Genomic DNA, 21360 nt, shown 5'->3' with positions numbered 1-21360 from the left:
CTTGAGAACCGCCCGTATCAGGACTCGTGTGGTGCGGGCATCAGCCCTTGACCGCCCCCGCGGCCACACCCTCGATGATGTGCTTCTGACCGAAGAGGTAGAAGGCGACGATCGGGACGATGGCGAAGACGATCATGGCCATCTGGGCACCGAGGTCCTTGTTCCCGTTGGATCCCGTCAGGGCCTGGATGACGATCGGGACTGTCTTGTAGCGCTCGTCCTGGCCGATCACGAGGTTGGGCAGGAGGAAGTCGTTCCATACCCACATGGCGTTGAGGATCGCCACCGTGACCGCCGTCGGCTTGAGCAGCGGCATGACCACCTTGAAGTAGGTCTGCAGCGGCGAGCAGCCGTCCATGTAGGCGGCCTCCTCGATCTCCATGGGGATCGACTTGATGAAGCCGGCGAACAGGAACACCGACAGCCCCCCGCCGAATCCGAGGTAGAGGACGATCATGCCCCAGGGCGTGGCCAGGCCGAGCATGTCGGCCACCTTGACGGTGGGGAACATGACCATCTGGAAGGGAGCGATCATGGAGAAGGCGAAGGCGTAGTAGATCATGGAGGTCCACCACGTCTTGATGCGGGTGATGTAGTAGGCGGTCATCGCCGTCAGGAACACGATGACGATGACGGAGCCCACGGTGATGAACAGCGACCAGCCCATGGCGCGGGCAAAGTGCGAGAGGGCCAGACCGGTGGCGTAGTTGTCCAGGCCGACCGAGCTCTTCGACGTCGGCAGGCTGAAGGGCTCGGTCGAGATGAAGATGTTTCCCTTGAAAGAGTTGACAAGAACAAAGACGAGGGGAATCACCCACACAAGGACGAAGACAATCAGCAGACCGAACAGGATGTTCTGGCCGACGGTGCGCCGAGGAGCCTCTCGCTCGAGAGCAGTTTCAGATACTTTTGTCTGGACGGCGGCGCTCATGCGTCGACCTCCTTGGAACGAGTGGCGCGCAGCTGGATGAGCGCGATGGCAGCGACAATGAGGAAGAAGATGACGGCCTCGGCCTGGGCAACACCGGCTTGATGGTTCTTCACATACATCGTGTTGACGATATTGAGAGCCGCCATTTCGGTCTGCTTGGCAGGATAACCGTTGGTCAGAGCGAGGTTCTGGTCGTACATCTTGAAGGTGTTGGCCAGAGTGAGGAACAGGCAGATGGTGATCGAGGGCATGATCATCGGCAGCGTCACGTTGCGCAGCGTCTGCCACCTGCTGGCGCCGTCGATCTGCGAGGCCTCGATGAGCTCGGGCGGCACGTTCTGCAGACCGGCGATGTAGATGACCATCATGTAGCCCATGAGCTGCCAGTTGACGAGCATGACCAGGCCGGCGAGTCCCAGTCGCCAGTCATTGACGATCGTCTGACCCCAGTGCTGGAGAATCGCATTGAGCATCACCTGCCAGGTGAAACCCAGGACGATGCCGCCAATGAGGTTGGGCATGAAGAAGACGGCACGGAAGAAGTTGGTGCCGCGCAGCTTGCGGGTCAGAATGTAGGCCAGGGCGAAGGCCCCCAGGTTCACCGTGATGATCGAGATGATCGACACGAGCGCAGTGAATCCCAGCGCAGGAAGGAAATGACTCCTCTCGCTGAACGCCCTGACGTAGTTATCAGTGCCCACGAATCGAACATTGGTGAGGGTACTGAACTTGGTGAAGGAGAGATAGAGCCCCATGAAGAAGGGGACGATGAACGCGATCATGAAGGCCAACAGAGTTGGCCCCGCAAAAACTGGGAAGAACTTTTTCAGTGCCTTGGTCATATCTACCTCGAGGTGCGACCGGCACCCGCCGGACCGGCCGGGTACCAGAGGGCTCCCACCGGGGCGGCAGCGCGCGAGACGAACAGCTCGAACGTGCCGCCCCGAAAGGAGGGGATGGGGAGATGAGTCGTCGTCATGCCGTCGTCGACAGGCTCAGGCGGGCCCGGACCGGCTGAAGCGACTCGACGGCGTCAGCCCTCCTTGGCCTCCTTCTTCTCCGTAGCCCAGTCGGTGACGAAGAAGTCCTTGACCTTCGACCAGTCCTCCTTGCCGGTGGCGTACTGAGCCAGGTGCTGGCCGAGCTGGTTCTTGAAGTCCTGGCTCGGGAAGGTCGGGAAGACCCACTTGACGGGCGTGAGGTCCTTGTTGGTGATGGCCGCGGCGACCTCCTTGCCCAGCGGGTCGGCGGGGGTCAGCTCGCCGAAGGCCTTGTAGGGCGCAATGATGCTGAGCTTCTCGGCGGCGAGCTTGGAGCCCTCAGGATCAGTGAACAGCCAGGTGAGGAAGTCCTTGGTGGCCTTCTGGTCACCCTCTGCGGCCTCGGAGTTGACCGTCAGGTAGTTCTCGGTACCGATGGCGATATTGCTCTTCTCCTCGCCGGAGACACCGACATAGATCGGCAGGAAGTGGATGTCCTCCTTCTTGACGACGTTGCCCGACTCGTTCTCGACCTGCGACCATGCCCAGTTTCCGTTCTGGACCATGGCGGCCTTACCGACGGCGAACTCCGACATGGCGTCCTTGACGCTCTTGGCCCCGGTCTGCTCGGCCGGCACCGTGGAGTTCTTGAGGTAGAGGTCGAAGATCTGCTTGTAGTTGTCCGAGTAGGTCAGCTTGACCTCGTCGAGGTCGTCGACCTTGGCGTCGCGGTACTCGTAGTAGACCGGGTAGTTGGCCAGGTGGGTCTGCCAGCGCCAGTCCTCGCCGGGGGCGAAGGAAGTGGCCGCGAAGACGCCTTCGATACCGAGCTCGGCCTTCTTGGCCTGCATGTCCTCGACGACCTCCTTGAGCTTGGCGAAGCCCTTGATCTGGTCGACGGCGGTGGCCTTGGCGCCCTCCATGGCGAAGTACTTCTTGAGGATGGCGGCGTTGTAGACGATGCCGTAGCCCTCGATGGCCAGCGGCACGCCCACGACCTTGCCCTCATCGCCCTTGAGGGCCAGGGACTCATCCGTCAGCTGCTTGGTGAAATCGGCATCGGACAGGTCGGAGGCGTAGTCCTTCCAGTTGCCGTAACCTACGGGACCGTTGAGGTTGAACAGCGTGGGCGGGTTGGACTTGGCGACCTCGGACTTCAGGGTCTGCTCGTAGGTGCCGGAAGCAGCGGTGACGATCTTGACGTTCACACCGGTCTTCTTGGTGTAGGCGGCTGCGATGTCCTTGAACCCCTGCTCCGACTCGGGCTTGAAGTTGAGGAAGTAGACACCTCCGTCGCCGTCGGATCCGGACGAGCCCTTCGAGCAGGCCGCCAGGGTCGCGGCGACGGCGATCGCAGCAGTTCCACCGAGCACGGAACGGCGGGAGATGAGTCGCATTGGGGTCCTCCTTTGGACGCATGGGACAGGCGCGGACAGAGGCGTCCGCAAGGTGCGACTGCCGTGTCGCCGGCGGCGGACCCGTCGGCTCAACGGCGACGACCTATCATGGCACATTTCCGCCCGCATTGCTGCAAGGTTTGCAATCAGTGGCCCGGGTCTCAGTTCAGCATCTTTCGTGCGGCACACCGTTCGCCCCGGCAGATCGCGCATCCCACCTCTCCTCCAGGAGACGCCGACATCTCCCACCCTCCTTTGCAAGAATGCAACCGATCGATCGGTTCGCCGTCGGGAGCCTCCCCACCGCCTCCACCGCCCCCTGCTCGAACAGGACGTGGCCCCGGCACCGCAGGGGTGCCGGGGCCACGCGCAGCGATCAGTCGCCGCTCAACCCCGTACGGGGTGAGGACTCACTTGCGGGCGGAGCCGACGGAGCCGAGGCGCTCGCAGGCCTCGACGACGCGGGCGGCCATGCCCTTCTCGGCGGCCTTACCCCAGGCGCGCGGGTCGTAGGCCTTCTTGGAGCCGACCTCGCCGTCGATCTTGAGCACGCCGTCGTAGTTCTTGAACATGTGGTCCGCCACCGGGCGCGTGAAGGCGTACTGGGTGTCGGTGTCCACGTTCATCTTGATGACGCCGTTGCGCACCGCCGTGGCGATCTCCTCGGCGGTGGAGCCGGAGCCGCCGTGCATGACCAGGTCGAAGGGGGTCTTCTTGTCCCCGACCTTGGTGGCCAGGCGGTCGCCCAGGCGCTTGGCGACGTCGGCCTGGATCTCGCCCAGGAGCTCGGGGCGGAGCTTAACGTGGCCGGGCTTGTAGGCGCCGTGCACGTTGCCGAAGGTCAGCGCCGTGGTGTAGCGGCCGTTCTCGCCCAGGCCCAGGGCCTCGACGGCGGCCCAGGCGTCATCGGCTGTGGTGTAGAGGCTGGCGTTCTCCTCGCCCTTGATGCCGTCCTCCTCGCCGCCGACGGCGCCGATCTCGATCTCCAGGATGGTGTTGGCCTTCTTGCTCATGGCCAGCAGCTCGACGGCGAGCTTGATGTTGTCGTCGAGGGTCTCGGCGGAGCCGTCCCACATGTGGGACTGGAAGGCGGTGGGCTCGCCGCGCTTGGCCTGCTCGATCTCGATCTCGAGCAGCGGCCTGAGCCAGGTGTCGACCAGCTTGCGCGGGCAGTGGTCCGTGTGCAGCGCGAAGGTGATCGGGTACAGGTCGGCGATCGTGTAGGCGTAGGCGGACATGGCCAGGGAGCCCTTGACCCTGTCGGCGCGGGAGGAGCCGGACCAGTAGGCGGCGCCCCCGTTGGAGACCTGGACGATGCCGTCGGACTCGGCCTCGGTGAAGCCCTGGAGGGCGGCGGAGAGCGTCTGCGATGAGGTGACGTTGATCGCGGGGATGGCATACTTGCCGGCCTTCGCGCGGTCAAGCATGTCGGCGTAGGACTCCGGGGTTGCAATGGCCACTGGGTGCCTCCTGATTGTCTGTGTGAGTCAGTGGTTCGGGGCCGATTGTTCCACGAATTCGAGGCCGAGTGAACCGGATCATGGTCCCAGGTCGGGCAGCGGTCGGGCGCCATGCCCTGTTCAGGGGTGGTTTTCCCGCTGTCCACGAGGCGGGCCGTCGCAGCGGGCCGCGACGGTCCCCGGAATCAGTCCGGCGCCGGCCCCGCATGCTGGAGGATCCAGGTGTGCATAGCCACGGCCGCGGCGGCCGCCACGTTGATGGAGCGGGTGGAGCCGTACTGGCCGACGCGCAGCAGGCGGGAGCAGCCGGCGCTCAGCTCGGCGCTGATGCCCTCACCCTCGGAGCCGAAGACCATGAGGCAGCGCTCGGGCAGATCGGCGGACTCCAAGGGCTGGGCCCCGGGGCCGTTATCGATGCCGACGACCTCGTAGCCCTCGGCCCGCGCCCAGGCGAGCAGCTCGCCGGGCTCGGGGTGGTGGCGCACGTCCAGGTAGCGGTTGGTGACCATGGCGCCGCGCTTGTTCCAGCGGCGTCGACCGATGATGTGGACGCCGGCCACGTTGAAGGCGTTGGCGCTGCGCACGATGGAGCCGATGTTGAGGTCCTGGCTGACGTTCTCAATCGCGATGTGCAGCCGGTGGGCGCGGGCGGCCAGGTCGGCGCGGATCGCCGCGACGGTCCAGTAGCGGTAGCGGTCGACGACATTGCGCCGGTCGCCGGCGGCGAGCAGCCCTCGGTCGTAGTGGGAGTCGGCGGGCCAGGCCTCGGGGCCGCCGGGCCAGGGGCCGACACCGACCTGGCGGACGTCGGCCGGCCGGTCCTCCTCCGGGCTCGGCACAGAATCTGCGGCGGAGGCCGCGGGCAGGTGCTCCCCCTCAGGCAGGTCGGCGGGCGCCTCGGGGGCCGCCCCGCCCGGCTGCGGGCGTCGTCGAGTGCTCACTCCAGGCCGAGGTCGGCCAGGCCGAGCGCCGCGTAGTAGGGCAGGCCGGCGGCCTCGATGCGCTCGCGCGCCCCGGTGGCCCGGTCCACGATGACGGCCACGGCCCGCACGTCGGCGCCCGCCTCGCGCAGGGCCTCGACGGCCTCCAGGGGTGAGCCGCCGGTGGTGGAGGTGTCCTCCAGGACCACCACACAGCGCCCGGCGAGGTCGGGTCCCTCGATGCGGCGGCGCATCCCGTGGTCCTTGGCGGCCTTGCGCACGACGAAGGCGTCCAGGTCCAGGCCGCGCGAGGCCGCGGCGTGCAGCATGGCGGCCGCCACGGGGTCGGCCCCCATGGTCAGGCCACCGACGGCATCGATCTCGTCGGTGCCCAGGCCCGACTCCTCGAGCATGTCGAGCATGACATGGCCGATGAGGGGGGCGGCCTCATGGTGAAGGGTGGCGCGGCGCATGTCCACGTAGAAGTCGGACTCGAGGCCGGAGGCGAGGGTGACCTTGCCGCGGACGACGGACAGCTCGTTGACGAGCTCGGCCAGGCGGGTGATCTGGGAGTCGTTGGTGCTCACGGCTCCGATGGTAGTGGGACTCAGGGGCTGGGCGCCGGGTTGACACCCGCTGCGGACAGGAGCCCGCCCTCGTCCGCGCGGGGCGGAGGGGGCGGGCTCCTGGCAGCTCAGTGGAAGAGGGGAGTCAGGACAGGGCGGCCACGGCGGCGTCGTAGTCGGGCTCCTGACCGACCTCGGAGACCTGCTCGGTGTAGACGACCTTGCCGGACTCGTCGAGGACCACGACAGCGCGCGACAGCAGGCCGGCCAGCGGGCCGTCGGCCAGGGTGACGCCGTAGTCGGCGCCGAAGGTGGAGCGGAAGGTCGAGCCGGTGACCACGTTGGTGAGGCCCTCGGCGCCGCAGAAGCGGGAGCCGGCGAAGGGCAGGTCGGCGGAGACGCAGACCACGGTCGTGTTGTCCAGCTCGGAGGCCAGCTTGTTGAACTGGCGCACGGAGGCGGCGCACACCCCGGTGTCCACCGAGGGGAAGATGTTGAGGACCACGCGGCGGCCGGCCAGGGACTGGCTGGTGACCGGGGCGAGGTCGGCGCCCACAAGGTCGAAGGCGGGCGCGGCCGAGCCCACAGCGGGCAGCTCGCCGACAGTGCTGACAGGGTCTCCGTGGAAGGTAATGGAAGCCATGGTGTGATCGTTGCAGTTCACGGCTCCCCTGACCAGCGGGGGCGCTCAGCCCTGGGCGATTCCGCGGTGAGATCGGGCCGCAAGCCGGTGCGCGTACCCGGATCTGTCACGATTGGCGACTTTTAGGAGGCAGTCCCCACCGATCTTGCCGCATCTGTGCTGGTCAGCGCCTTGGGAAGGTCGGCAGCAATGGTGATCGCCCCCGAATAGTCGCCATCGGTGACACTGTGCGCCGCCGGCGAGCCCCGACGGCCTCAGTCGAGACCCCGGCCGGAGCGCTCGGGCCCGACCACCCGGCGCACGAACCAGCGGGGAGCCAGCCGCAGCACGGCGTTGGCGCTGCGGTAGCGCAGGCTCGGGGTGCAGATGACCTGGCCGCGCCGCACCGCCGCCAGGGCGTCGATGGCCACTCGCTCGGCGTCCAGCCACAGTGGCTCCTTCCACTGGGTCTCGTCGATGCCGGCCGCGGCGTGGAAGCCGGTGTGGACCAGCCCCGGGCACAGCGCCGTGGCGCTCACCCCGGTGCCGGCGAGCTCGGCGGCCAGCCCCTCGGTGAACCGCAGCACCCAGGCCTTGTGCGCCGCATAGGTGCCCATGGCGGTGTGCGCGGTCATGGAGGAGACGTTGAGGATGGCGCCGCGACCGCGCTCCACCATGGCGCCGGCCGCCGCGTGGGAAGCCACCATGACCGCTCGGACCATGACGTCGAGGGCGTGCTCCTCGCGGGTCGGGTCTCCCCCGACGAAGCGCTGCCCCAACCCGAAGCCTGCGTTGTTGACCAGGAGCCCCACGGGTTTGCTCTTCTCCCGCAGGCGCTCGGCGACGCGCTCGAGCTCATCGCGCTCGGACAGGTCGGCCCGCAGGGTCTCCACCTGGACGCCTGCGAACTGGCGCATCTCCTCGGCCACCTCCCGCAGCCGCTCGGGAGTGCGCGCCACGAGGACGAGGTCATGACGGGCCTGGGCGAGCTGCCAGGCGATCTCCAGGCCGAGGCCGCTCGTGGCCCCGGTGACAAGTGCTGTTCCCATGGCGGCAGACTAGGAGCGATTGGTGAGTGCTTGATGGGAGTCGGGCACCGGATAGTCTGCTGCCATGCGCCTGGCCACCTGGAACGTCAACTCCATCCGCACCCGCGTCGACCGCGTCCTGGCCTTCCTGGAGCGCGAGGACATCGACGCCCTGGCGATGCAGGAGATCAAGTGCCGCCCCGACCAGTTCCCGGTCGAGCCCTTCGAGGCCGCCGGCTACGAGCTCGCTGTCCACGGCCTCAACCAGTGGAACGGGGTGGCGATCGCCTCGCGCGTGGGGCTCGACGACGTCACCCCCTCCTTCCCTGGCCAGCCCGCCTGGGCGTCCAAGCCCGAGGCCGAGCCGGTCGTGGAGGCCCGGGCGCTGGGGGCGACGGTGGGGGCGGACTCGGACGCGACGCCGGTGCGCCTGTGGAGCCTGTACGTTCCCAACGGCCGCGAGCTCGCCCACCCGCACTACACGTACAAGCTCGACTGGCTGCGGGTGCTGCGCGAGGACGTCGCCGCCTGGCTCGAGGCCGAGCCCGACCTGCCGCTGGCGCTGGTGGGCGACTGGAACGTGGCGCCGCGGGATGAGGACGTGTGGGACATGAGCGTCTTCGAGGGCGCCACCCACGTCTCGGAGCCGGAGCGCGAGGCCTTCGCCGCCTTCGCGGCGGCGGGCATGAGCGAGGTCACGCGCGAGCGGGTCACCAACTACACGTACTGGGACTATCAGAAGCTGCGCTTCCCAAGGAACGAGGGCATGCGCATCGACTTCGTCTACGCCTCACCAGCCCTGGCGGGCCGCGTCACCGGCGCCGCCATCGACCGCGACGAGCGCAAGGGCAAGGGCGCCTCCGACCACGTCCCCGTCATCGTCGAGGTCGACTGAGGCCGAGGGCCGCGACCCACGGGCGGGCGGACACCGGGCGTCCTTCGTCCGCAGTCCCCTACAAGGCCAGGATCTGGTCGCTGAGCTCGGACCAGGTCCGCCGGTGAACCGCCCCGAAGGGCTTGGCCCCCAGGAAGACGGCCTGGCGCTCGGCGGCCGGATCCACCCAGATGAAGGAGCCTGACTGGCCGAAGTGCCCGAAGGTCTGCTCGCTGTTGCCGGTCCCGGTCCAGTGCGGGGACTTGGCTCCACGCACCTCCACTCCCAGGCCGAAGGGGTTGGGGGTCTGTCGCCCGTAGCCGGGCAGGACGCCGTCGAGGCCGGGCAGGACCGGCGTGCGGGCGCACTGCGCGAGTGCGGGCGAGACGAGCCTGGGCGCGGCCAGCTCGCGGGCGAACAGGGACAGGTCGCGGGCGCTGCCCTCCCCGGAGTGGGCGGGCGAGCCGGGGATGAGGACGCTGGCCATCCCCAGGGGCTCGAGCACCGTCGTCTCCACCCAGGTCTCCAGGGGCGTGCCAGTGGCCTCCTCGAGCCGCTCCCCCAGGATCTCGATGCCGCGGTTGGAGTAGATGCGGCGCGTGCCCGGGGCCGCCAGGCGCTCGTCGGAGTCGACCGCGATCCCCGAGGAGTGGGACAGCAGGTTCTCGATGGTCGCACCGTCGGGAGCGGGCGCACCGGCGGGGGCCTCCAGGTCCAGCAGTCCCCGGTCGACGGCGACCAGGGCCGCCCAGGCGACGATCGGCTTGGTCACCGAGGCGAAGAGGAAGATCTCATCGACGTCCCCGGCCTCGAGGAGCACGCCGTCGCCGTCGGCAGACGTACCGGTCACGACGAGGGCGGTCGGGAAGGGGAAGGCGGCCAGCGCCGGCAGGGCCGGGTCCGGCGCCTGAGGGGTGTCCGGGGTGGTCATCGCTCCTCCTTGCCTGGATCGGCTCTCGACGCGGCCGGCCGAGCGCCCTCGCGACCGTACCTTACGACGCCTCAAGCACCCGGCCTCTTGCTTCCCTCTGCGAGCCGTCTGGCACGGCCGCGAGCGCCGGCCGCCCGGAAGCGCCCGACCGTCTTGAAGCCCCCGGCGCGCCGAGAGTCGGCGAAACCTCCCGGCTCGAGAGAGGATCGGGGCGATGCCCTTCTACCACCGCCCACCCGCCGACCGCGGCCCGTTGCGTCCCCGCTCCCCCATGGCTGCCGGTCAAGCGGCCTGCACCCCCACGGCCGCTGAGCTGGCCGAGGCCGCCGGTGTCGGTTATGCCGTCGTCGACCTGGAAACCACCGGCCTGTCCCCCATGACGGACTCGATCCTGGAGGTCGCGCTCGTCCTCACCGACGCCGCCGGGCGCGTTGACCGCAGCTGGTCCACGCTCATCGACCCCGGCGCCGGTGTGGACGTGGGCCCCACCCATATCCACGGTCTCGTCGCCGAGGAGCTCATCGGGGCGCCCGGCTTCGACGAGGTCGCCGACCTGCTGGTGGCGGACCTGGCCGGGCGGGCGGTGGTGGCTCACAATGCCCGCTTCGACGTCGGTTTCCTCACCCAGGCGCTGGGGGTGCGGGGGATGCTGGACCGCGGTGCGCGGGTGCCGCGGGTTTGCACCATGGAGTGGGCGCGTCATTTCATGACGACGCCGTCGCGTCGGCTGACCACCTGCTGCGAGGTGGCCGGGGTGGAGATCGGCCGCCACCACAACGCGCTCGACGACGCCCTGGCCGCTGCCGGTCTGCTGCGCCACTATCTGGCGGTGGGGGCCCAGCGGGGTGAGGAGCCGGTGGCCTGGGCCCGAGCGCTGGTGGAGGCTCGCCGCTTCACCGGTTGGCACTGGGATGCGGCAAGAGCGCGGGTCGGCGTCGAGCGTCTCACGGTGCGCACCACGCCCGGTGCCGAGCGAGCCCGCCCCGAGCTCGAGTCCGAGGAGCCGCGTCGGTAGGCCTCTGGACTGCGAGTGATGGCTGGTCCACCGGTCCTGTGCGCACCCGGTCTCTCCCGGCCGGGTGCGGCTCGGATGTCGACAGCGGCGCAGATGTCCATATCTGCAGCAAAGACGAGTTCTCAGCCTTGAACGTGGAAACAGAACCGCATGATTCTGCGGATCGTGTGACGGCTCTCCAGGGGCGCCGGCCCCTTTGCTGCAGATTTGGACACCACCGACTGGTTCCGTCCCGGTCCAGCAGCCCGGGACGAGCCATCGAACCACGCCGGCCCACTCGGGACAACGACTACCGGGCCAGATTTCGCCGCAGTGCACCGCCCCTGATCGGGGACTTACTTTTCCCACGATGACTGCGTTCTCCTACAGACGACTGGAGAGCGGCCTCAGTCATCTGCGGGAGAAGTACGTTCTGGACGGAGAACGCAGTTCCCGTTTCAGTCGGCCACGTCCCGGCCGGCTACTCCACGAGCCTCGGGGTGGACTGACCAAGGGTTGTGCGTACTGCACGAGAGCCCGACCCCCGTGGAGTACACCCGACCCTCCCCCAGTAGCGCCCCGCCCTCGTGCAGTACCGGAAGTCTCACGACAACGCCTCATCGGGAGCCGCGCGGCGCCCACGCCGCCCCCTGACGAGACCTCTCAGGCCTCCTGGGCGTCCTCACCCAGGGAGACGAGGAATCCGTCGTCATCCACGGCCACCCCGGAGACGGCGGCCACCAGGACGGTGGCGAGCTCCTCGACCAGGTCCCGGGCGGTCTGGCGCTCGCGGCGCCGGGAGCGGGAGACCACTTCGGTGTAGGCGTCGGCCTGGTCCCGGGGGATCCAGCGCAGGTCGTAGGACAGGACCGCCCCGCGCGCCCACGGCTCGCCGCGCACGGCCAGGGGCAGCCCGTCGGTGGCGCCGGCACGCACCTCAATGCGCCCCCAGCCCTCGTGCTCGGGGTCGACCGGGGTGACGACCGCGTAGCCGTCACGCACCTCCTCAATGACGTTGCCGGTGGCGGCGGCGACGATCTCCTGACGCATCGTGTCCTGGCGGACCTTCTCCGAGCCGCGCCAGGCCTTCTCGAAGACGTCCGGGCCGATGCGCTCGACGAGGCTCTCCAGCTGCTCGGGGTCGATGGCGTCCAGCCCGACGGCGCCGCGGGGCTGGACGGCCTCCAGTGCGGCGCTCACCTCGGGGGCCACCGGCTGCAGGACGGCCACCAGGTCCTCCGGGCCGAGCCACACCGGGGCGTAGACGGTCAGGGAGGCCGAGACCTCCGGGCTGGGCTCGACCAGGACCGGCTCCTCGGTGTCCCCTCCGGGGATGAGCCGCAGGGCCCCGGCCAGGCGCCGGGCGATGGCGCGCAGGCGGGTGAGGGCCACCAGCTCGGCCCCGGTGGGCTGGGCGTGGGGGAAGGCGTCGGAGAGCGGGTCCAGGCCGGCGAGCTCGGCCGGCAGGGCACCGGCACGGATGCGGGGGCAGTCCAGGATCATCAGCTGCGTGGTCCACTCCGGCGCACCCAGGAGGCCGCGCATCTCGGCATCGACCTTCCAGGGCCCCAGCAGGGAGACCCCGGGGAAGAGCTGGAGGCTGGAGACCCCCACCCAGCCGGACTGGATGTCCTGGGACAGGGCCAGGGCCTCGACCTCGTCGGGGGCGACGTCATCGGCCAGGAGCAGGACGTGGTTGGTGTCCAGCAGCCCGACCGGCAGCATGGAGGCGGCGGTGAAGGTGCCGGTGTCGGTGGGCAGGGAGACGGCGAAGTCGGTCGAGTCGCTCATGCGTGCTTCTCCTGGGAGATGGGAGCGGCGCCGTCGGCGGGGGGCGCCGGGGTGTCGGGGATGCGGGTGCGGTGGAAGGACTGGTGGGAGCGGGAGGCCGTCGGTCCGCGCTGGCCCTGGTAGCGCGAGCCGGTGGCGCCCGAGCCGTAGGGGGCCTGGGCGGGGCTGGACAGGCGGAAGAAGCACAGCTGCCCCACCTTCATCCCCGGCCAGAGCTTGATGGGCATGGTGGCCGTGTTGGACAGCTCCAGGGTGACGTGCCCGGTGAAGCCGGGGTCGATGAATCCGGCGGTGGAGTGGGTCAGCAGCCCCAGGCGCCCCAGGCTCGACTTGCCCTCCAGGCGGGCGGCGACGTCATCGGGCAGGGTGATGCGCTCGTAGGTGGCCCCCAGGACGAACTCCCCGGGGTGCAGGACGAAGGGCTCGTCGGCACCGACGTCGACCAGGTGAGTCAGCCCGGTCTGGTCGGCGGCCGGGTCGATGACCGGGTAGCGGTGGTTGTCGAAGAGACGGAACCAGCGGTCCAGGCGCACGTCGATGGAGGCAGGCTGAATCATCTCGGGGTCGTAGGGGTCGAGGACGACCCGCCCGGCGTCGAGCTCGGTGCGGATATCGCGGTCTGAGAGCAGCACGGTCCCGATTGTGCCAGGTCCTCCCGGAGGCGTCACACGGACTCCGGCCGGGGGATCCGGGAGGCCCGGACCGCGCCTCAGCTGCTCAGCGGCATGCCGGAGGCGTCAACACCCCACGGCGCCTCGCCGGGGCGGGCCACCAGAATGAGGATGCCCTCGATGAAGGCCCAGATGGCGATCGGAAGGGCCAGGATCCCGCAGGTCAAGAGCGTGCCCAGGAGCTGGAAGAGCGCCTTGCCCGTGTAGCCCAGGTAGAAGTTGTGGATCCCGAAGCCTCCGAGGAGCAGCGCCAGGATGCCTGCGGCCACCTTGGACTTGCCCGGGTAGGCGGGGGGACCGTAACCGGGGACGGGACCGTAGCCGGGAGGCGCACTGTATCCGGGAGGCGTGCCGTAACCGGGCGGGGGCGCGTAGGCCCACTGCGGGTCATACCCCGGCTGGGCACCGGGATCGTAGGGGCCGCCATAGGGCGGGTACCCGCCTGACGGGTAGTCCGTGGGGGCGGGCCCCGCGGGCAGCGCCGGCACGTCCGGGCGAGGACTCGCAGTGGGCCCAGCGGGCTCAGTGGGCCCAGTGGGCCCAGTGGGCTCGTGAGAGTTGGAGGGATCAGTCATGCGCTCACCACACATATGAAGACGTCAGGGAATCCGTGAGTGAGTGTAGTGGCGAAGGCGTCGCCGGCACGGTCCGTGAGGCCCCTCCGCAGGCCGATTTGCGTAGACGGCCGGAGTCTGGGTTAGACTTCCGCACGCACCCGGGACGCACGTCCACTGGTGCCACGCGGGTGTAGTTCAATGGTAGAACTTCAGCTTCCCAAGCTGACAGCGCGGGTTCGATTCCCGTCACCCGCTCCAGCCCGAGGGCCCGGACCATCACGGTCCGGGCCCTCGTTCGTTGTTCGTTGCTGCACGGCCGGGGGCATTCGACGCCTGCGGGGACAGGAATCCTGTCCCCGCAGGCGCGACATGCCCCGTGGGCAAGGAAGTGTCCCCGGCCGGCGCCGGCGGCCGGGGTCAGGACAGGACGGCCTGCAGGTTCACCTGGGCGCTGTTCAGGATGCTGGCCGGGTCGCCCCCGGCCAGCCCGGACAGCTCGTTGTCGAAGGTGGCGATGATGTCCGAGGTGCCGGTGGCGGAGGGCACGGGCTGGGAGTAGTCGACGCCGGCCAGGAAGGCCGCCTGGTCGGCGTGCTTGCCCTTCCAGGTCTCGCCGGCGGCCTTGCCCGCGGGGACCGTGCCCGCCGCGCCGGCCAGGGCCACCTGCCGCTCGGCGGCGGTGAGGTACTCCACGAGCTTGATGGCGTCGGCCTTGTGCTTGGAGGCCTCGACGACGCCGTAGAAGGTGGGGAACTGCAGGGTTCCCTTACCGCTGCTGCCGGCCGGTAGCTCAACCACCTTGTAGGAGACGCCCGAGTAGGTGTCCGCCAGGGTCCTGACCAGGGCCTCGGTCTCGATCACCATGGCGGCCTGCGCCTGGCCGAAGGCGTCGGCGGCGGATCCGGCGGGCAGGTCGGCGCCCCAGCCGGCCGAGCCGGAGGACAGGAGCGTCTTGACCTGGTTCAGGCCCGCCACCGAGCCCTCGGAGGAGGCCGTGGCCTTCGTGCCGTCGGCGCTGGTCAGTCCCCCGCCGCCCTGGATCATGAAGGCGCCCACGCGCGTGTAGGAGGCGTCGAGGGTCAGACCGACGACCCCACCGGAGGTGAGCTTGGCGGCCACCTGGTCGAGCTGCTCCCAGGTGGTCGGGTAGTCCGAGTCGCTCAGGCCCGCGGCCGACCACAGCGAGATGTTGATGTACAGGGCGAGGGTGGAGACGTCCCTGGGCGCCGCGCTGATCCTCTCCTGCCGGGTGGCGCTGGTCAGCAGCGCGGGGTTCGCGTCCTTGACGGCGGCCGCCCCCTTGTCCCAGGAGTGCAGGGAGCCGGCGTAGCCGGACAGCTGGGCCGGGTTGAGGACGACGACGTCGATGGTCGGCTCGGCCGTGATCCCGCGGGCCAGCTCCTGGGAGACGTCGGAGACGGGCTTGATGTCCACCTCCACCTTGGTCTCCTTGGTGAATGCCTCCACCGCCTTGGACAGCGCCTCCGCGGCGGCCTCGCCCGCGTCGGGGACGATGAGCGCCATCTTGCCCTCCTCGGTGGCCTCGTCCTTCGACTTCGACGAGCAGGCGGCGAGGGTGGCCGAGACGGCCAGCCCCAGAGAGGTCAGGGCGAACGTCCTGCGGGTGAGCATCATGTGTTCTCCTTGAGGGAATCCCGGAGTGTCCGGGAGGGGGGTGAGCCCGGGGCCGCGACGGCGCCTGTGGGCTCGCGGTGAGCGACGTCGGGCGGGGACGGCGGGAGGGCACTGCGGGCCCCGCGTCGCCAGGAGGAAGCGTAGGCCATGTGGGCGGCGGGCTCGGACTCGCTCGGTCCCCGCCCTCTCCTCACAGGAGGTCGCGCAGGGCCAGCACGACGACGCCGGTGGCCGCCGCGTCCACGAGGAACCAGCTGGCCAGCCACACACCGGCGGGAACCCTGGTCAGGTGGGCCAGGGTGCGGTGGTCCTGGCGCGGGTCGCGTGAGACGGCGACGTCGCGCAGCGAGTCCCAGGCCCCGACCAGCAGGGCCAGACCGATCCCGGCGACGACGCCGTCGCGCCACTGCCCGCCCCACCACCACAGGGAGCCGGTCAGGACGGCCACGAGCAGGACCAGCAGGACCGTGCGCACGGAACGGGACATGACCAGCAGGACCGCCAGGAGGACCAGTCCCAGCAGCAGGACCGCGCTCGCCCAGCCGTTGAGGGCCAGGACCACGACGAGGGCGCCCAGGACGGCCGGGGCGGGGTAGCCGGCCCAGGAGGTGGCCACCCGGCCGGGGCCGGTGGGCTTGCCGGCGGTGACGGCGTGCCCGGACAGGTCCCGGCTCACCACGAATCCGAGGAAGCGCCGCCCCACCATGAGGCCGACGGCGGCGTGCCCGGCCTCGTGGACGATCGTCACCAGGGTGCGTCCCCAGCGGCGGGCCGGGGCCCAGGCCAGGACGATGAGGAGGATCGCCAGCGCCGGCCACAGCACGCCGGGATCCAGGCCGACGACGTTCGAGACGCGGGCCAGCAGGTCGTTCCAGGTGTCAGTCCAGCTCAGGTTCACGGGCGGAAGTCTGCCAGGCCCACCCGTGTGCGCGGCAGCCCGTGGCTCACGCTGTCAGCCAACCGCGCTGTGATGAAGCGAACCGGGGGCCTCGGCGCCCTCCAGCGGCTCGGTGGCGTGGGGCTGAGGGATGGTGGGAACCGCGTGGGCGGGCTGACGGGCCCCCACTGCCCGCAGCACGAAGGCGTCCAGGCTCTCCAGGTAGACCCGGCGCTGCTCCGGATCCGTGGGGGTCGGGCGCCCGCCCATGACAGTGGCGTGGATGAGGGGGATGACCTGCTCGGGCTCCTGGGCGGGGATGAGCCCCTGGTCCATGGCGTCGGCGAGGATCGAGGAGAGCATCTGGGCCAGGAGCGCCCCGTGGGCGCGCAGACGGCCGGCGGTTCCGCGCGAGACGGCCCCGGACAGCGGTCCCGAGGTCGGGAAGTGGAAGTGCCGTGCGATGAGGGCCTGCTGGCGCACGTAGATGCGCAGGCGGTCGATCGGGTCCTGGGTGCAGGCCAGCGCCCGGGAGAGCTCCTCGGCGTAGCGGCCGGCCTCGTGCTCCATGAAGGCCAGGAGGAGGTCCTCCTTGTCCGCGAAGTGGTTGTAGACGGCAGTGCGCCCCACACCCGCGTGGTTGGCGACGTCGGACAGGGTGATCTTGTCGAAGCTGCGCCGGCTCATGAGCTCGGAGAGGGCCTGGAACAGGGCCGTGCGCGTGCGCTCTCGATGCTCAGCCAGTGAGGAACCCAGGATCTTCGGCATGAGGTAACCCTAACTTACGAGATGACGCGAACGATAGAAGTGTCAGGAAACTGGGGCGGGCCGGCGCGGTGGGACTGCTGGCATCCTCGAGTCCGTGGCCTTCGGGAGGGCCGCCCGCCGCAGCCCCGCCGTCGTCGCCCCAGAGGCATCAGCGCCCCAGGGCGGTCACGAGTGCGTCGACGATGGGCAGGTCGGCCTCCAGCCACGGCAGCCGGCGCAGCTGCTCCGGCGGGTCCAGGCGCACCCACTCCAGCCGCTGGTGGTCGGCTCCGGCCCGGCCCCGGTCCCCGGGGCGGGCGGGCTCGGCCAGCCACACTCGCATCCTGAATCCGTGCATGGCCGGCCACGCCGGGGTGTCGTCGCCGGGACCGCTGCGCGGCGGTGGCGGAACCGCCAGCTCCCGGGGGGCGACGAGCTCGGGACCCAGGCGGGCGCTCAGGCCGATCTCCTCATCCAGCTCGCGGGCCAGGGCCTGCTCGGGCCGCTCGGCGGGCTCGACCTTGCCGCCGGGGAGCTCGAACTGACCGGCGTGCTCAGGCGGGTAGGAACGGGCAGCGCACAGCAGGGTGGTCGGATGCTCCAGGTCGTCCAGGACCGCGGCCGCCACGACGAGACGGGAGGCCCGCCCCGTGTCGGAGCCGATCACCAGGGCTTCCCGCCACCGTTACTGCCTCCGGGATCCTCGGTGGTTCCAGCGCTGCCGTTGTTGCGGTCCCGCAGGCGCTTGGCCCGGTCATCGACCGGGGTCGGGGTCGGTTTGGCGCTCGGGGTGCTGGAGGAGGTCTCGCCCGGCGAGCTCGACACCGACGAGGAGGGGTTCGCGCTCGGGTCGCTGCTGGGTTGGGAGGAGGGGCTGGAGCTCGGGTCGCTGCTGGGTTGGGAGGAGGGGCTCGAGCTCGGGTCACTGCTGGGCGTGGCCGAGGGGTTCTGGCTCGGGGAGGGGTCCTGCTGGGGCGGGGGCGGAACCTCGCAGGTGTCGGCCGCCTTCTTGGCCGCCTCGATGTGCTCAGTCACCGCCGCGGAGCTTCCGCTCTCCTGGGCCTGGGCCGCCAGCGTGAGGTGGGCGACGTACAGGTTGGTGCGCACCTTGCACTCCGGGGAGCCGGCCTCCTTCGCCTTGGTCTGCGAGTCGACCTTGGCCTTGGGGACCTCACTGAGAGCCTGGTTGAGAGACCTGACCGCGGAGGTCGGGTCCTTCGCGGCGAGCTGACCGGTTCCCAGGTTGAAGTGGACGCGCCACTGCTCCAGCCAGGGATTGATCCTGGCGACCGTGCGATAACGCGACAGGGCCGTGTCGTAGTGGCCGGCTGCCGCGGCACGGTTTCCGGCCAGGGAGATGAGGAAGATCGACCCGAGCCACAGGGAGATGATGGTGGCCAGCGCCGCGGGCACCCCGCCGATCGCCAGGAGCCGACGGCGCCGCTTGAGGCGGGCCTCGCGCCGCCTGGGGTCCTCGGGGGCCGAGGGGTCCGGCGAGGAGGCCCCGTCATTCGGGTCCGCCTCCCGCAGGTAGTCGGGCACCTGCTGCGAGGCGTCGCCGGCCGCGCCCTGGGCTGCGTCGGCGGCGCCGGGCTGCGTCCCGCTGCTCCCCTGCCCGGGGACCTCGCCGGGGGTGTGTCCTATCGTCATCATCTTCCCCTTCCCATGAGAAGACGCAGGCGACGGTCGGCTCGCATGAGGTCGATGATCTCCCACAGCAGCAGACCGAAGGCGATGAGTCCCAGCGGCCAGGTCAGGTACACCCGGGCGTTGGTCTTGGCCCGCCCGTCGGCGGAGACGGCCTCGATATCGAGGTTGGTGAACTTGCTCGTCGGGTCGTCACCCGACCCGCCGGTGCGGTGGTAGTAGGGCAGCCCCATGTCCTTGGCCACGCTCTGGAGCTCATCGGCGTCGATCTTCGACACCCCGGGCTGCCCGCCCTGGCCGTCGGTGATGTAGTCGGACTGGGTGTGCTCGCCGGTGGACGACGAGCCGTCGTAGCTGCGCATCTTGCCGCCCTCGGTGGAGCCGTAGCCCAGCACTGCGCCGCCGTCGACCAGGCCGTTCAGGGACTGCCAGGAGATGCCGGCGTTGTCAGCCACCTGCGCGCCGCGGCCCTCGTCGGTGGCCTCGCCGTCGGAGAAGATGTAGACGAGGCGGATGTCCTTGGGGTCGGACTGGCGGGACTGCGCCAGCGTCTGCCCCAGCAGCGGAAGCGCCACCTCCAGCGAGGAGCCGACGGCGTGGGCCGTGACCTCCTGCTTGAAGGAGCCGATCCAGGCGTCGACGGCGTTGGTGTCGTGAGTCAGCGGCAGCTCCCTGGCCGCGGTGTTGTCCAGGGCGATGATGGAGAAGCGCGAGTCCGGGAAGGCCTGGCGGATGGCGCGCATGTCCGCGCGCACGCCGTCGAGCCTGGTGGAGGCCGACTGGTCGACGCCCTCGGGTCCCTTGCCCTGGTAGTCCTCCGCGGCCATGGACCCGGTGCGGTCCACCACCATGTAGATCTCCACGTTGGAGACGCTGATGGCCTCGCTGCCGCGGACCGCCGGCCCCGCCAGCGCCAGCACGATGACGACGACGATGGCCAGGCGCCGCCACCAGGCCCGGCGGGCGGCCGGCTCGGCATCGTCACGGACCAGCCGTCGTTGGGAGACGATGAGCAGCCCCGTCAGGGCCGCCGCCACGAGCAGGACGAGGATCCACCAGGTGACCGGGATGAACGCGAAGTCCCCGATGATCGGAACCGGCTTCATGCTCGCCTCCAGGTAGTCAGTCCCAGGTAGCCCAGAAGCACCAGTGAGAGAGTGATGACGAGTCGCTGGGGGACGTCGGTGCGACGGGTCTGCTTGCGGCCCCCGAGCGCGGAGACCTCGGTCTTCTCCAGCTCCTTGACGATCTGCCCCCCGGTGCCGGAGTCCTCGACGTCGTAGAAGCGTCCCTTGCCCTGCTCCTCAGTGACGGTCTTGAGCTCCTCGCGGGACTCCTCGGGAGTCTTGTCGAGCAGGTTCTGGTAGGGCTGATCCTCGTCGGCTCCGTAGATGGAGAACAGGCGGATCTTGCGCTCGACCAGAAGGTTGACCGCGTCGGGCAGGGGGTAGATCTGCTCGTCGTCGGGGTCGATGACCTGGTTGTCGGTGGCCAGGATGATGGAGCGGGAGCGGTCCAGGCCCTGGTTGTCGAAGGCCTGGGCGCAGGAGGCGAGCCCGTCACCGGCCAGGGAGGAGCCGTTGATGCTGTTGTTGATCGTGCCGCCGAAGGCCTCCTGGTAGGCGAGCTGCTGCTTGAAGGTGACGTTCTGCGGGTCGATGTCCAGCACTTCGCCCAGCTCGGTGAGCTGGTCGCGCAGCAGCTCGTAGTCGTCCGTCAGCGGGACGATGGTCTGCGCGGTCGAGTTCCAGGCCACGATCCCCACTCGCTCGCCGTCGAAGTCCTCCAGGATCTCGGAGAAGGTCCTCAGGACCGAGGAGTCGATCCTGACCATCGACGTCGACACGTCCAGGCACAGGACGATGTCACGGTTGGCCAGGGCGTCGGAGCGCTCGGTGACGCGGACGGGACGACCGGCGATGGCGGCGGCGCTCAGCAGGGCTGAGACCAGCATGAGCGCCAGGAGCGCGTGCAGCCAGCGCTGAGCCCGGATGCGCTGGCGCACCGCGGGCAGCTGGAACAGGCTCGCCGAGTTGGCCAGGCGGCGGGGCAGCTCGACGACCTGCTCGCTCCCCCGGCGGCTCCAGGGCGGCCGCAGCCGCTTGGGCGCTCTGGTGAAGGAGGCCCCGTTGGAGCGGTGGTCGATGATGAGGACTGCGATGACCGCCGCGGCGGCGATGACGATCAGAATGATGAACAACCAGAGCATCACCATCGGGTGACCACCTCCCTGGCGTGGGTGAGGGCCTCCTGCGCGGCGGCCTGCGGCTCACGGTCGAAGGAGGGCTGCTCCCACACGGCGAGCAGCTCTCCGACGTGCCCCAGCGGGTTGGCGTCCAGGGGACGGCCCGCCGCGCGCACGCTGCGCCGCCGCTCCTCCACCGAGCGCGGTCCGGCAGTGGCGGCCATGTCAAGGATCTCCGAGACCGTGGCGGTGGTGATCTCCTCCCCGCTGCGGGCCTCGGCGAAGCCGCGCAGCAGCGCCGCCAGCTCCAGGTGCAGCTCGCGCAGGTCCAGGTCACCGGCGTCCCAGCGCTGGGAGATCTCGCCGAGACGCTCACCCCACTGGCGGCGCTCACGCGGCGCCATGGGGATGTCTCCGACCTCCTGGGAGATGTCGCGGCGGGTCACCAGGAAGGTTCGCAGCAGCCAGGCGGTCACCAGCAGGAGGCCGACGACCATGACGATGACCATCCATATCGGCATGAGGACCGGGGGCATGATCTGCATGG

At 69.8% G+C, this 21360-nt stretch carries 22 protein-coding genes and 1 tRNA gene; 3 read left to right on the top strand and 20 right to left on the bottom strand.

From position 1 onward, the window contains the following. Positions 1 to 40: 40 nt before the first annotated feature. The 8 genes from BKH32_RS10045 to BKH32_RS10005 all read right to left on the bottom strand — a co-directional run bounded on the left by BKH32_RS10045 (position 41) and on the right by BKH32_RS10005 (position 7925). Positions 41 to 931, bottom strand: a complete 891-nt coding sequence (locus BKH32_RS10045; RefSeq protein ID WP_075249901.1) for a carbohydrate ABC transporter permease — start codon at positions 929 to 931, stop codon at positions 41 to 43. Beyond that, a complete protein-coding gene (locus BKH32_RS10040) occupies positions 928 to 1773 on the bottom strand; it encodes a carbohydrate ABC transporter permease (protein WP_075249900.1) in 846 nt (281 codons plus the stop codon). Before BKH32_RS10040 ends, BKH32_RS10045 begins: the two co-directional genes overlap by 4 nt. 191 nt (positions 1774 to 1964) lie before the next feature. Continuing rightward, complete coding sequence (locus tag BKH32_RS10035) at positions 1965 to 3308, bottom strand: ABC transporter substrate-binding protein (RefSeq protein ID WP_075249899.1); 1344 nt, start codon at positions 3306 to 3308, stop codon at positions 1965 to 1967. 410 nt (positions 3309 to 3718) lie between these two features. Next, on the bottom strand, positions 3719 to 4768 hold the full coding sequence (gene fbaA, locus BKH32_RS10025) for a class II fructose-bisphosphate aldolase (protein ID WP_075249897.1): 1050 nt from the start codon (positions 4766 to 4768) through the stop codon (positions 3719 to 3721). Between the two features lie 185 nt (positions 4769 to 4953). Further along, positions 4954 to 5652: a TrmH family RNA methyltransferase gene (locus BKH32_RS10020; RefSeq protein WP_075249908.1), complete on the bottom strand. Its 699-nt coding sequence runs from the start codon at positions 5650 to 5652 to the stop codon at positions 4954 to 4956. 53 nt (positions 5653 to 5705) lie between these two features. Then, positions 5706 to 6275: an orotate phosphoribosyltransferase gene (gene pyrE / locus BKH32_RS10015; protein ID WP_075249896.1), complete on the bottom strand. Its 570-nt coding sequence runs from the start codon at positions 6273 to 6275 to the stop codon at positions 5706 to 5708. Between the two features lie 124 nt (positions 6276 to 6399). Continuing rightward, on the bottom strand, positions 6400 to 6897 hold the full coding sequence (gene tpx, locus BKH32_RS10010) for a thiol peroxidase (RefSeq protein ID WP_075249907.1): 498 nt from the start codon (positions 6895 to 6897) through the stop codon (positions 6400 to 6402). 254 nt (positions 6898 to 7151) lie between these two features. Further along, positions 7152 to 7925 (bottom strand): SDR family NAD(P)-dependent oxidoreductase, encoded by a 774-nt coding sequence (locus BKH32_RS10005; RefSeq protein WP_075249895.1) that lies wholly within the window; start codon positions 7923 to 7925, stop codon positions 7152 to 7154. 64 nt (positions 7926 to 7989) lie between these two features. Here BKH32_RS10005 and BKH32_RS10000 point away from each other — a divergent pair, with 64 nt between their 5' ends. Beyond that, on the top strand, positions 7990 to 8799 hold the full coding sequence (locus tag BKH32_RS10000) for an exodeoxyribonuclease III (protein WP_075249894.1): 810 nt from the start codon (positions 7990 to 7992) through the stop codon (positions 8797 to 8799). 58 nt (positions 8800 to 8857) lie between these two features. Here BKH32_RS10000 and BKH32_RS09995 read toward each other — a convergent pair whose 3' ends face one another. Further along, on the bottom strand, positions 8858 to 9709 hold the full coding sequence (locus BKH32_RS09995; protein ID WP_075249893.1) for a serine hydrolase domain-containing protein: 852 nt from the start codon (positions 9707 to 9709) through the stop codon (positions 8858 to 8860). 214 nt (positions 9710 to 9923) lie between these two features. On the opposite strand from BKH32_RS09995, the gene BKH32_RS09990 reads away from it, so the two are divergent. After that, the gene (locus BKH32_RS09990) at positions 9924 to 10724 is read left to right on the top strand and encodes a 3'-5' exonuclease (protein WP_075249892.1); all 801 of its coding nucleotides are present in this window, start codon (positions 9924 to 9926) and stop codon (positions 10722 to 10724) included. Positions 10725 to 11366: 642 nt separating this feature from the next. On the opposite strand, the gene BKH32_RS09985 is transcribed toward BKH32_RS09990, so the two are convergent. The 3 genes from BKH32_RS09985 to BKH32_RS14485 all read right to left on the bottom strand — a co-directional run bounded on the left by BKH32_RS09985 (position 11367) and on the right by BKH32_RS14485 (position 13740). Continuing rightward, on the bottom strand, positions 11367 to 12494 hold the full coding sequence (locus tag BKH32_RS09985) for a hypothetical protein (RefSeq protein WP_075249891.1): 1128 nt from the start codon (positions 12492 to 12494) through the stop codon (positions 11367 to 11369). Then, positions 12491 to 13126, bottom strand: a complete 636-nt coding sequence (gene dcd / locus BKH32_RS09980) for a dCTP deaminase (protein WP_075249890.1) — start codon at positions 13124 to 13126, stop codon at positions 12491 to 12493. The genes BKH32_RS09985 and dcd overlap by 4 nt, the downstream gene beginning before the upstream one ends. A gap of 77 nt (positions 13127 to 13203) precedes the next feature. Further along, positions 13204 to 13740: a TM2 domain-containing protein gene (locus BKH32_RS14485; RefSeq protein ID WP_256691585.1), complete on the bottom strand. Its 537-nt coding sequence runs from the start codon at positions 13738 to 13740 to the stop codon at positions 13204 to 13206. 166 nt (positions 13741 to 13906) lie between these two features. Here BKH32_RS14485 and BKH32_RS09970 point away from each other — a divergent pair. Further along, a tRNA-Gly gene (locus BKH32_RS09970) sits at positions 13907 to 13980 on the top strand. Positions 13981 to 14139: 159 nt separating this feature from the next. Here the strand turns inward: BKH32_RS09970 and BKH32_RS09965 are convergent. The 8 genes from BKH32_RS09965 to BKH32_RS09930 all read right to left on the bottom strand — a co-directional run bounded on the left by BKH32_RS09965 (position 14140) and on the right by BKH32_RS09930 (position 21358). Next, positions 14140 to 15357 carry a sugar ABC transporter substrate-binding protein gene (locus BKH32_RS09965; RefSeq protein ID WP_075249889.1) on the bottom strand — a complete coding sequence of 406 codons (1218 nt, stop codon included), beginning with the start codon at positions 15355 to 15357 and terminating at the stop codon, positions 14140 to 14142. 190 nt (positions 15358 to 15547) lie between these two features. After that, positions 15548 to 16255, bottom strand: a complete 708-nt coding sequence (locus tag BKH32_RS09960) for a M50 family metallopeptidase (protein ID WP_075249888.1) — start codon at positions 16253 to 16255, stop codon at positions 15548 to 15550. Between the two features lie 54 nt (positions 16256 to 16309). Further along, positions 16310 to 17002, bottom strand: a complete 693-nt coding sequence (locus tag BKH32_RS09955; RefSeq protein ID WP_075249887.1) for a TetR/AcrR family transcriptional regulator — start codon at positions 17000 to 17002, stop codon at positions 16310 to 16312. 148 nt (positions 17003 to 17150) lie between these two features. Continuing rightward, positions 17151 to 17648 (bottom strand): NUDIX domain-containing protein, encoded by a 498-nt coding sequence (locus BKH32_RS09950; protein ID WP_075249886.1) that lies wholly within the window; start codon positions 17646 to 17648, stop codon positions 17151 to 17153. Next, a complete protein-coding gene (locus tag BKH32_RS09945; protein WP_430383798.1) occupies positions 17645 to 18631 on the bottom strand; it encodes a tetratricopeptide repeat protein in 987 nt (328 codons plus the stop codon). The genes BKH32_RS09950 and BKH32_RS09945 overlap by 4 nt, the downstream gene beginning before the upstream one ends. Beyond that, on the bottom strand, positions 18631 to 19734 hold the full coding sequence (locus BKH32_RS09940) for a VWA domain-containing protein (RefSeq protein ID WP_075249884.1): 1104 nt from the start codon (positions 19732 to 19734) through the stop codon (positions 18631 to 18633). Before BKH32_RS09940 ends, BKH32_RS09945 begins: the two co-directional genes overlap by 1 nt. Continuing rightward, positions 19731 to 20843 (bottom strand): vWA domain-containing protein, encoded by a 1113-nt coding sequence (locus tag BKH32_RS09935; protein WP_075249883.1) that lies wholly within the window; start codon positions 20841 to 20843, stop codon positions 19731 to 19733. Before BKH32_RS09935 ends, BKH32_RS09940 begins: the two co-directional genes overlap by 4 nt. Continuing rightward, positions 20837 to 21358 (bottom strand): alpha-amylase, encoded by a 522-nt coding sequence (locus BKH32_RS09930; RefSeq protein WP_075249882.1) that lies wholly within the window; start codon positions 21356 to 21358, stop codon positions 20837 to 20839. The genes BKH32_RS09935 and BKH32_RS09930 overlap by 7 nt, the downstream gene beginning before the upstream one ends. Between the last annotated feature and the right edge of the window lie 2 nt (positions 21359 to 21360).

This window comes from Actinomyces oris (assembly GCF_001929375.1).
Lineage (GTDB): Bacteria > Actinomycetota > Actinomycetes > Actinomycetales > Actinomycetaceae > Actinomyces > Actinomyces oris_B.
This window is presented reverse-complemented; position numbering and strand designations above follow the sequence as displayed.

Coding starts and splice junctions, on each gene's coding strand:
- BKH32_RS09930 (WP_075249882.1), bottom strand. CDS start 21,358: ATGCAGATCATGCCCCCGGTCCTCATGCCGATATGGATGGTCATCGTC.
- BKH32_RS14485 (WP_256691585.1), bottom strand. CDS start 13,740: ATGACTGATCCCTCCAACTCTCACGAGCCCACTGGGCCCACTGGGCCC.
- BKH32_RS09990 (WP_075249892.1), top strand. CDS start 9,924: ATGCCCTTCTACCACCGCCCACCCGCCGACCGCGGCCCGTTGCGTCCC.
- BKH32_RS10005 (WP_075249895.1), bottom strand. CDS start 7,925: ATGGGAACAGCACTTGTCACCGGGGCCACGAGCGGCCTCGGCCTGGAG.
- BKH32_RS09985 (WP_075249891.1), bottom strand. CDS start 12,494: ATGAGCGACTCGACCGACTTCGCCGTCTCCCTGCCCACCGACACCGGC.
- BKH32_RS10000 (WP_075249894.1), top strand. CDS start 7,990: ATGCGCCTGGCCACCTGGAACGTCAACTCCATCCGCACCCGCGTCGAC.
- BKH32_RS09955 (WP_075249887.1), bottom strand. CDS start 17,002: ATGCCGAAGATCCTGGGTTCCTCACTGGCTGAGCATCGAGAGCGCACG.
- BKH32_RS09940 (WP_075249884.1), bottom strand. CDS start 19,734: ATGAAGCCGGTTCCGATCATCGGGGACTTCGCGTTCATCCCGGTCACC.
- BKH32_RS09935 (WP_075249883.1), bottom strand. CDS start 20,843: ATGGTGATGCTCTGGTTGTTCATCATTCTGATCGTCATCGCCGCCGCG.
- BKH32_RS10035 (WP_075249899.1), bottom strand. CDS start 3,308: ATGCGACTCATCTCCCGCCGTTCCGTGCTCGGTGGAACTGCTGCGATC.
- BKH32_RS09965 (WP_075249889.1), bottom strand. CDS start 15,357: ATGATGCTCACCCGCAGGACGTTCGCCCTGACCTCTCTGGGGCTGGCC.
- tpx (WP_075249907.1), bottom strand. CDS start 6,897: ATGGCTTCCATTACCTTCCACGGAGACCCTGTCAGCACTGTCGGCGAG.
- BKH32_RS09995 (WP_075249893.1), bottom strand. CDS start 9,709: ATGACCACCCCGGACACCCCTCAGGCGCCGGACCCGGCCCTGCCGGCG.
- BKH32_RS09945 (WP_430383798.1), bottom strand. CDS start 18,631: ATGACGATAGGACACACCCCCGGCGAGGTCCCCGGGCAGGGGAGCAGC.
- BKH32_RS10040 (WP_075249900.1), bottom strand. CDS start 1,773: ATGACCAAGGCACTGAAAAAGTTCTTCCCAGTTTTTGCGGGGCCAACT.
- BKH32_RS10045 (WP_075249901.1), bottom strand. CDS start 931: ATGAGCGCCGCCGTCCAGACAAAAGTATCTGAAACTGCTCTCGAGCGA.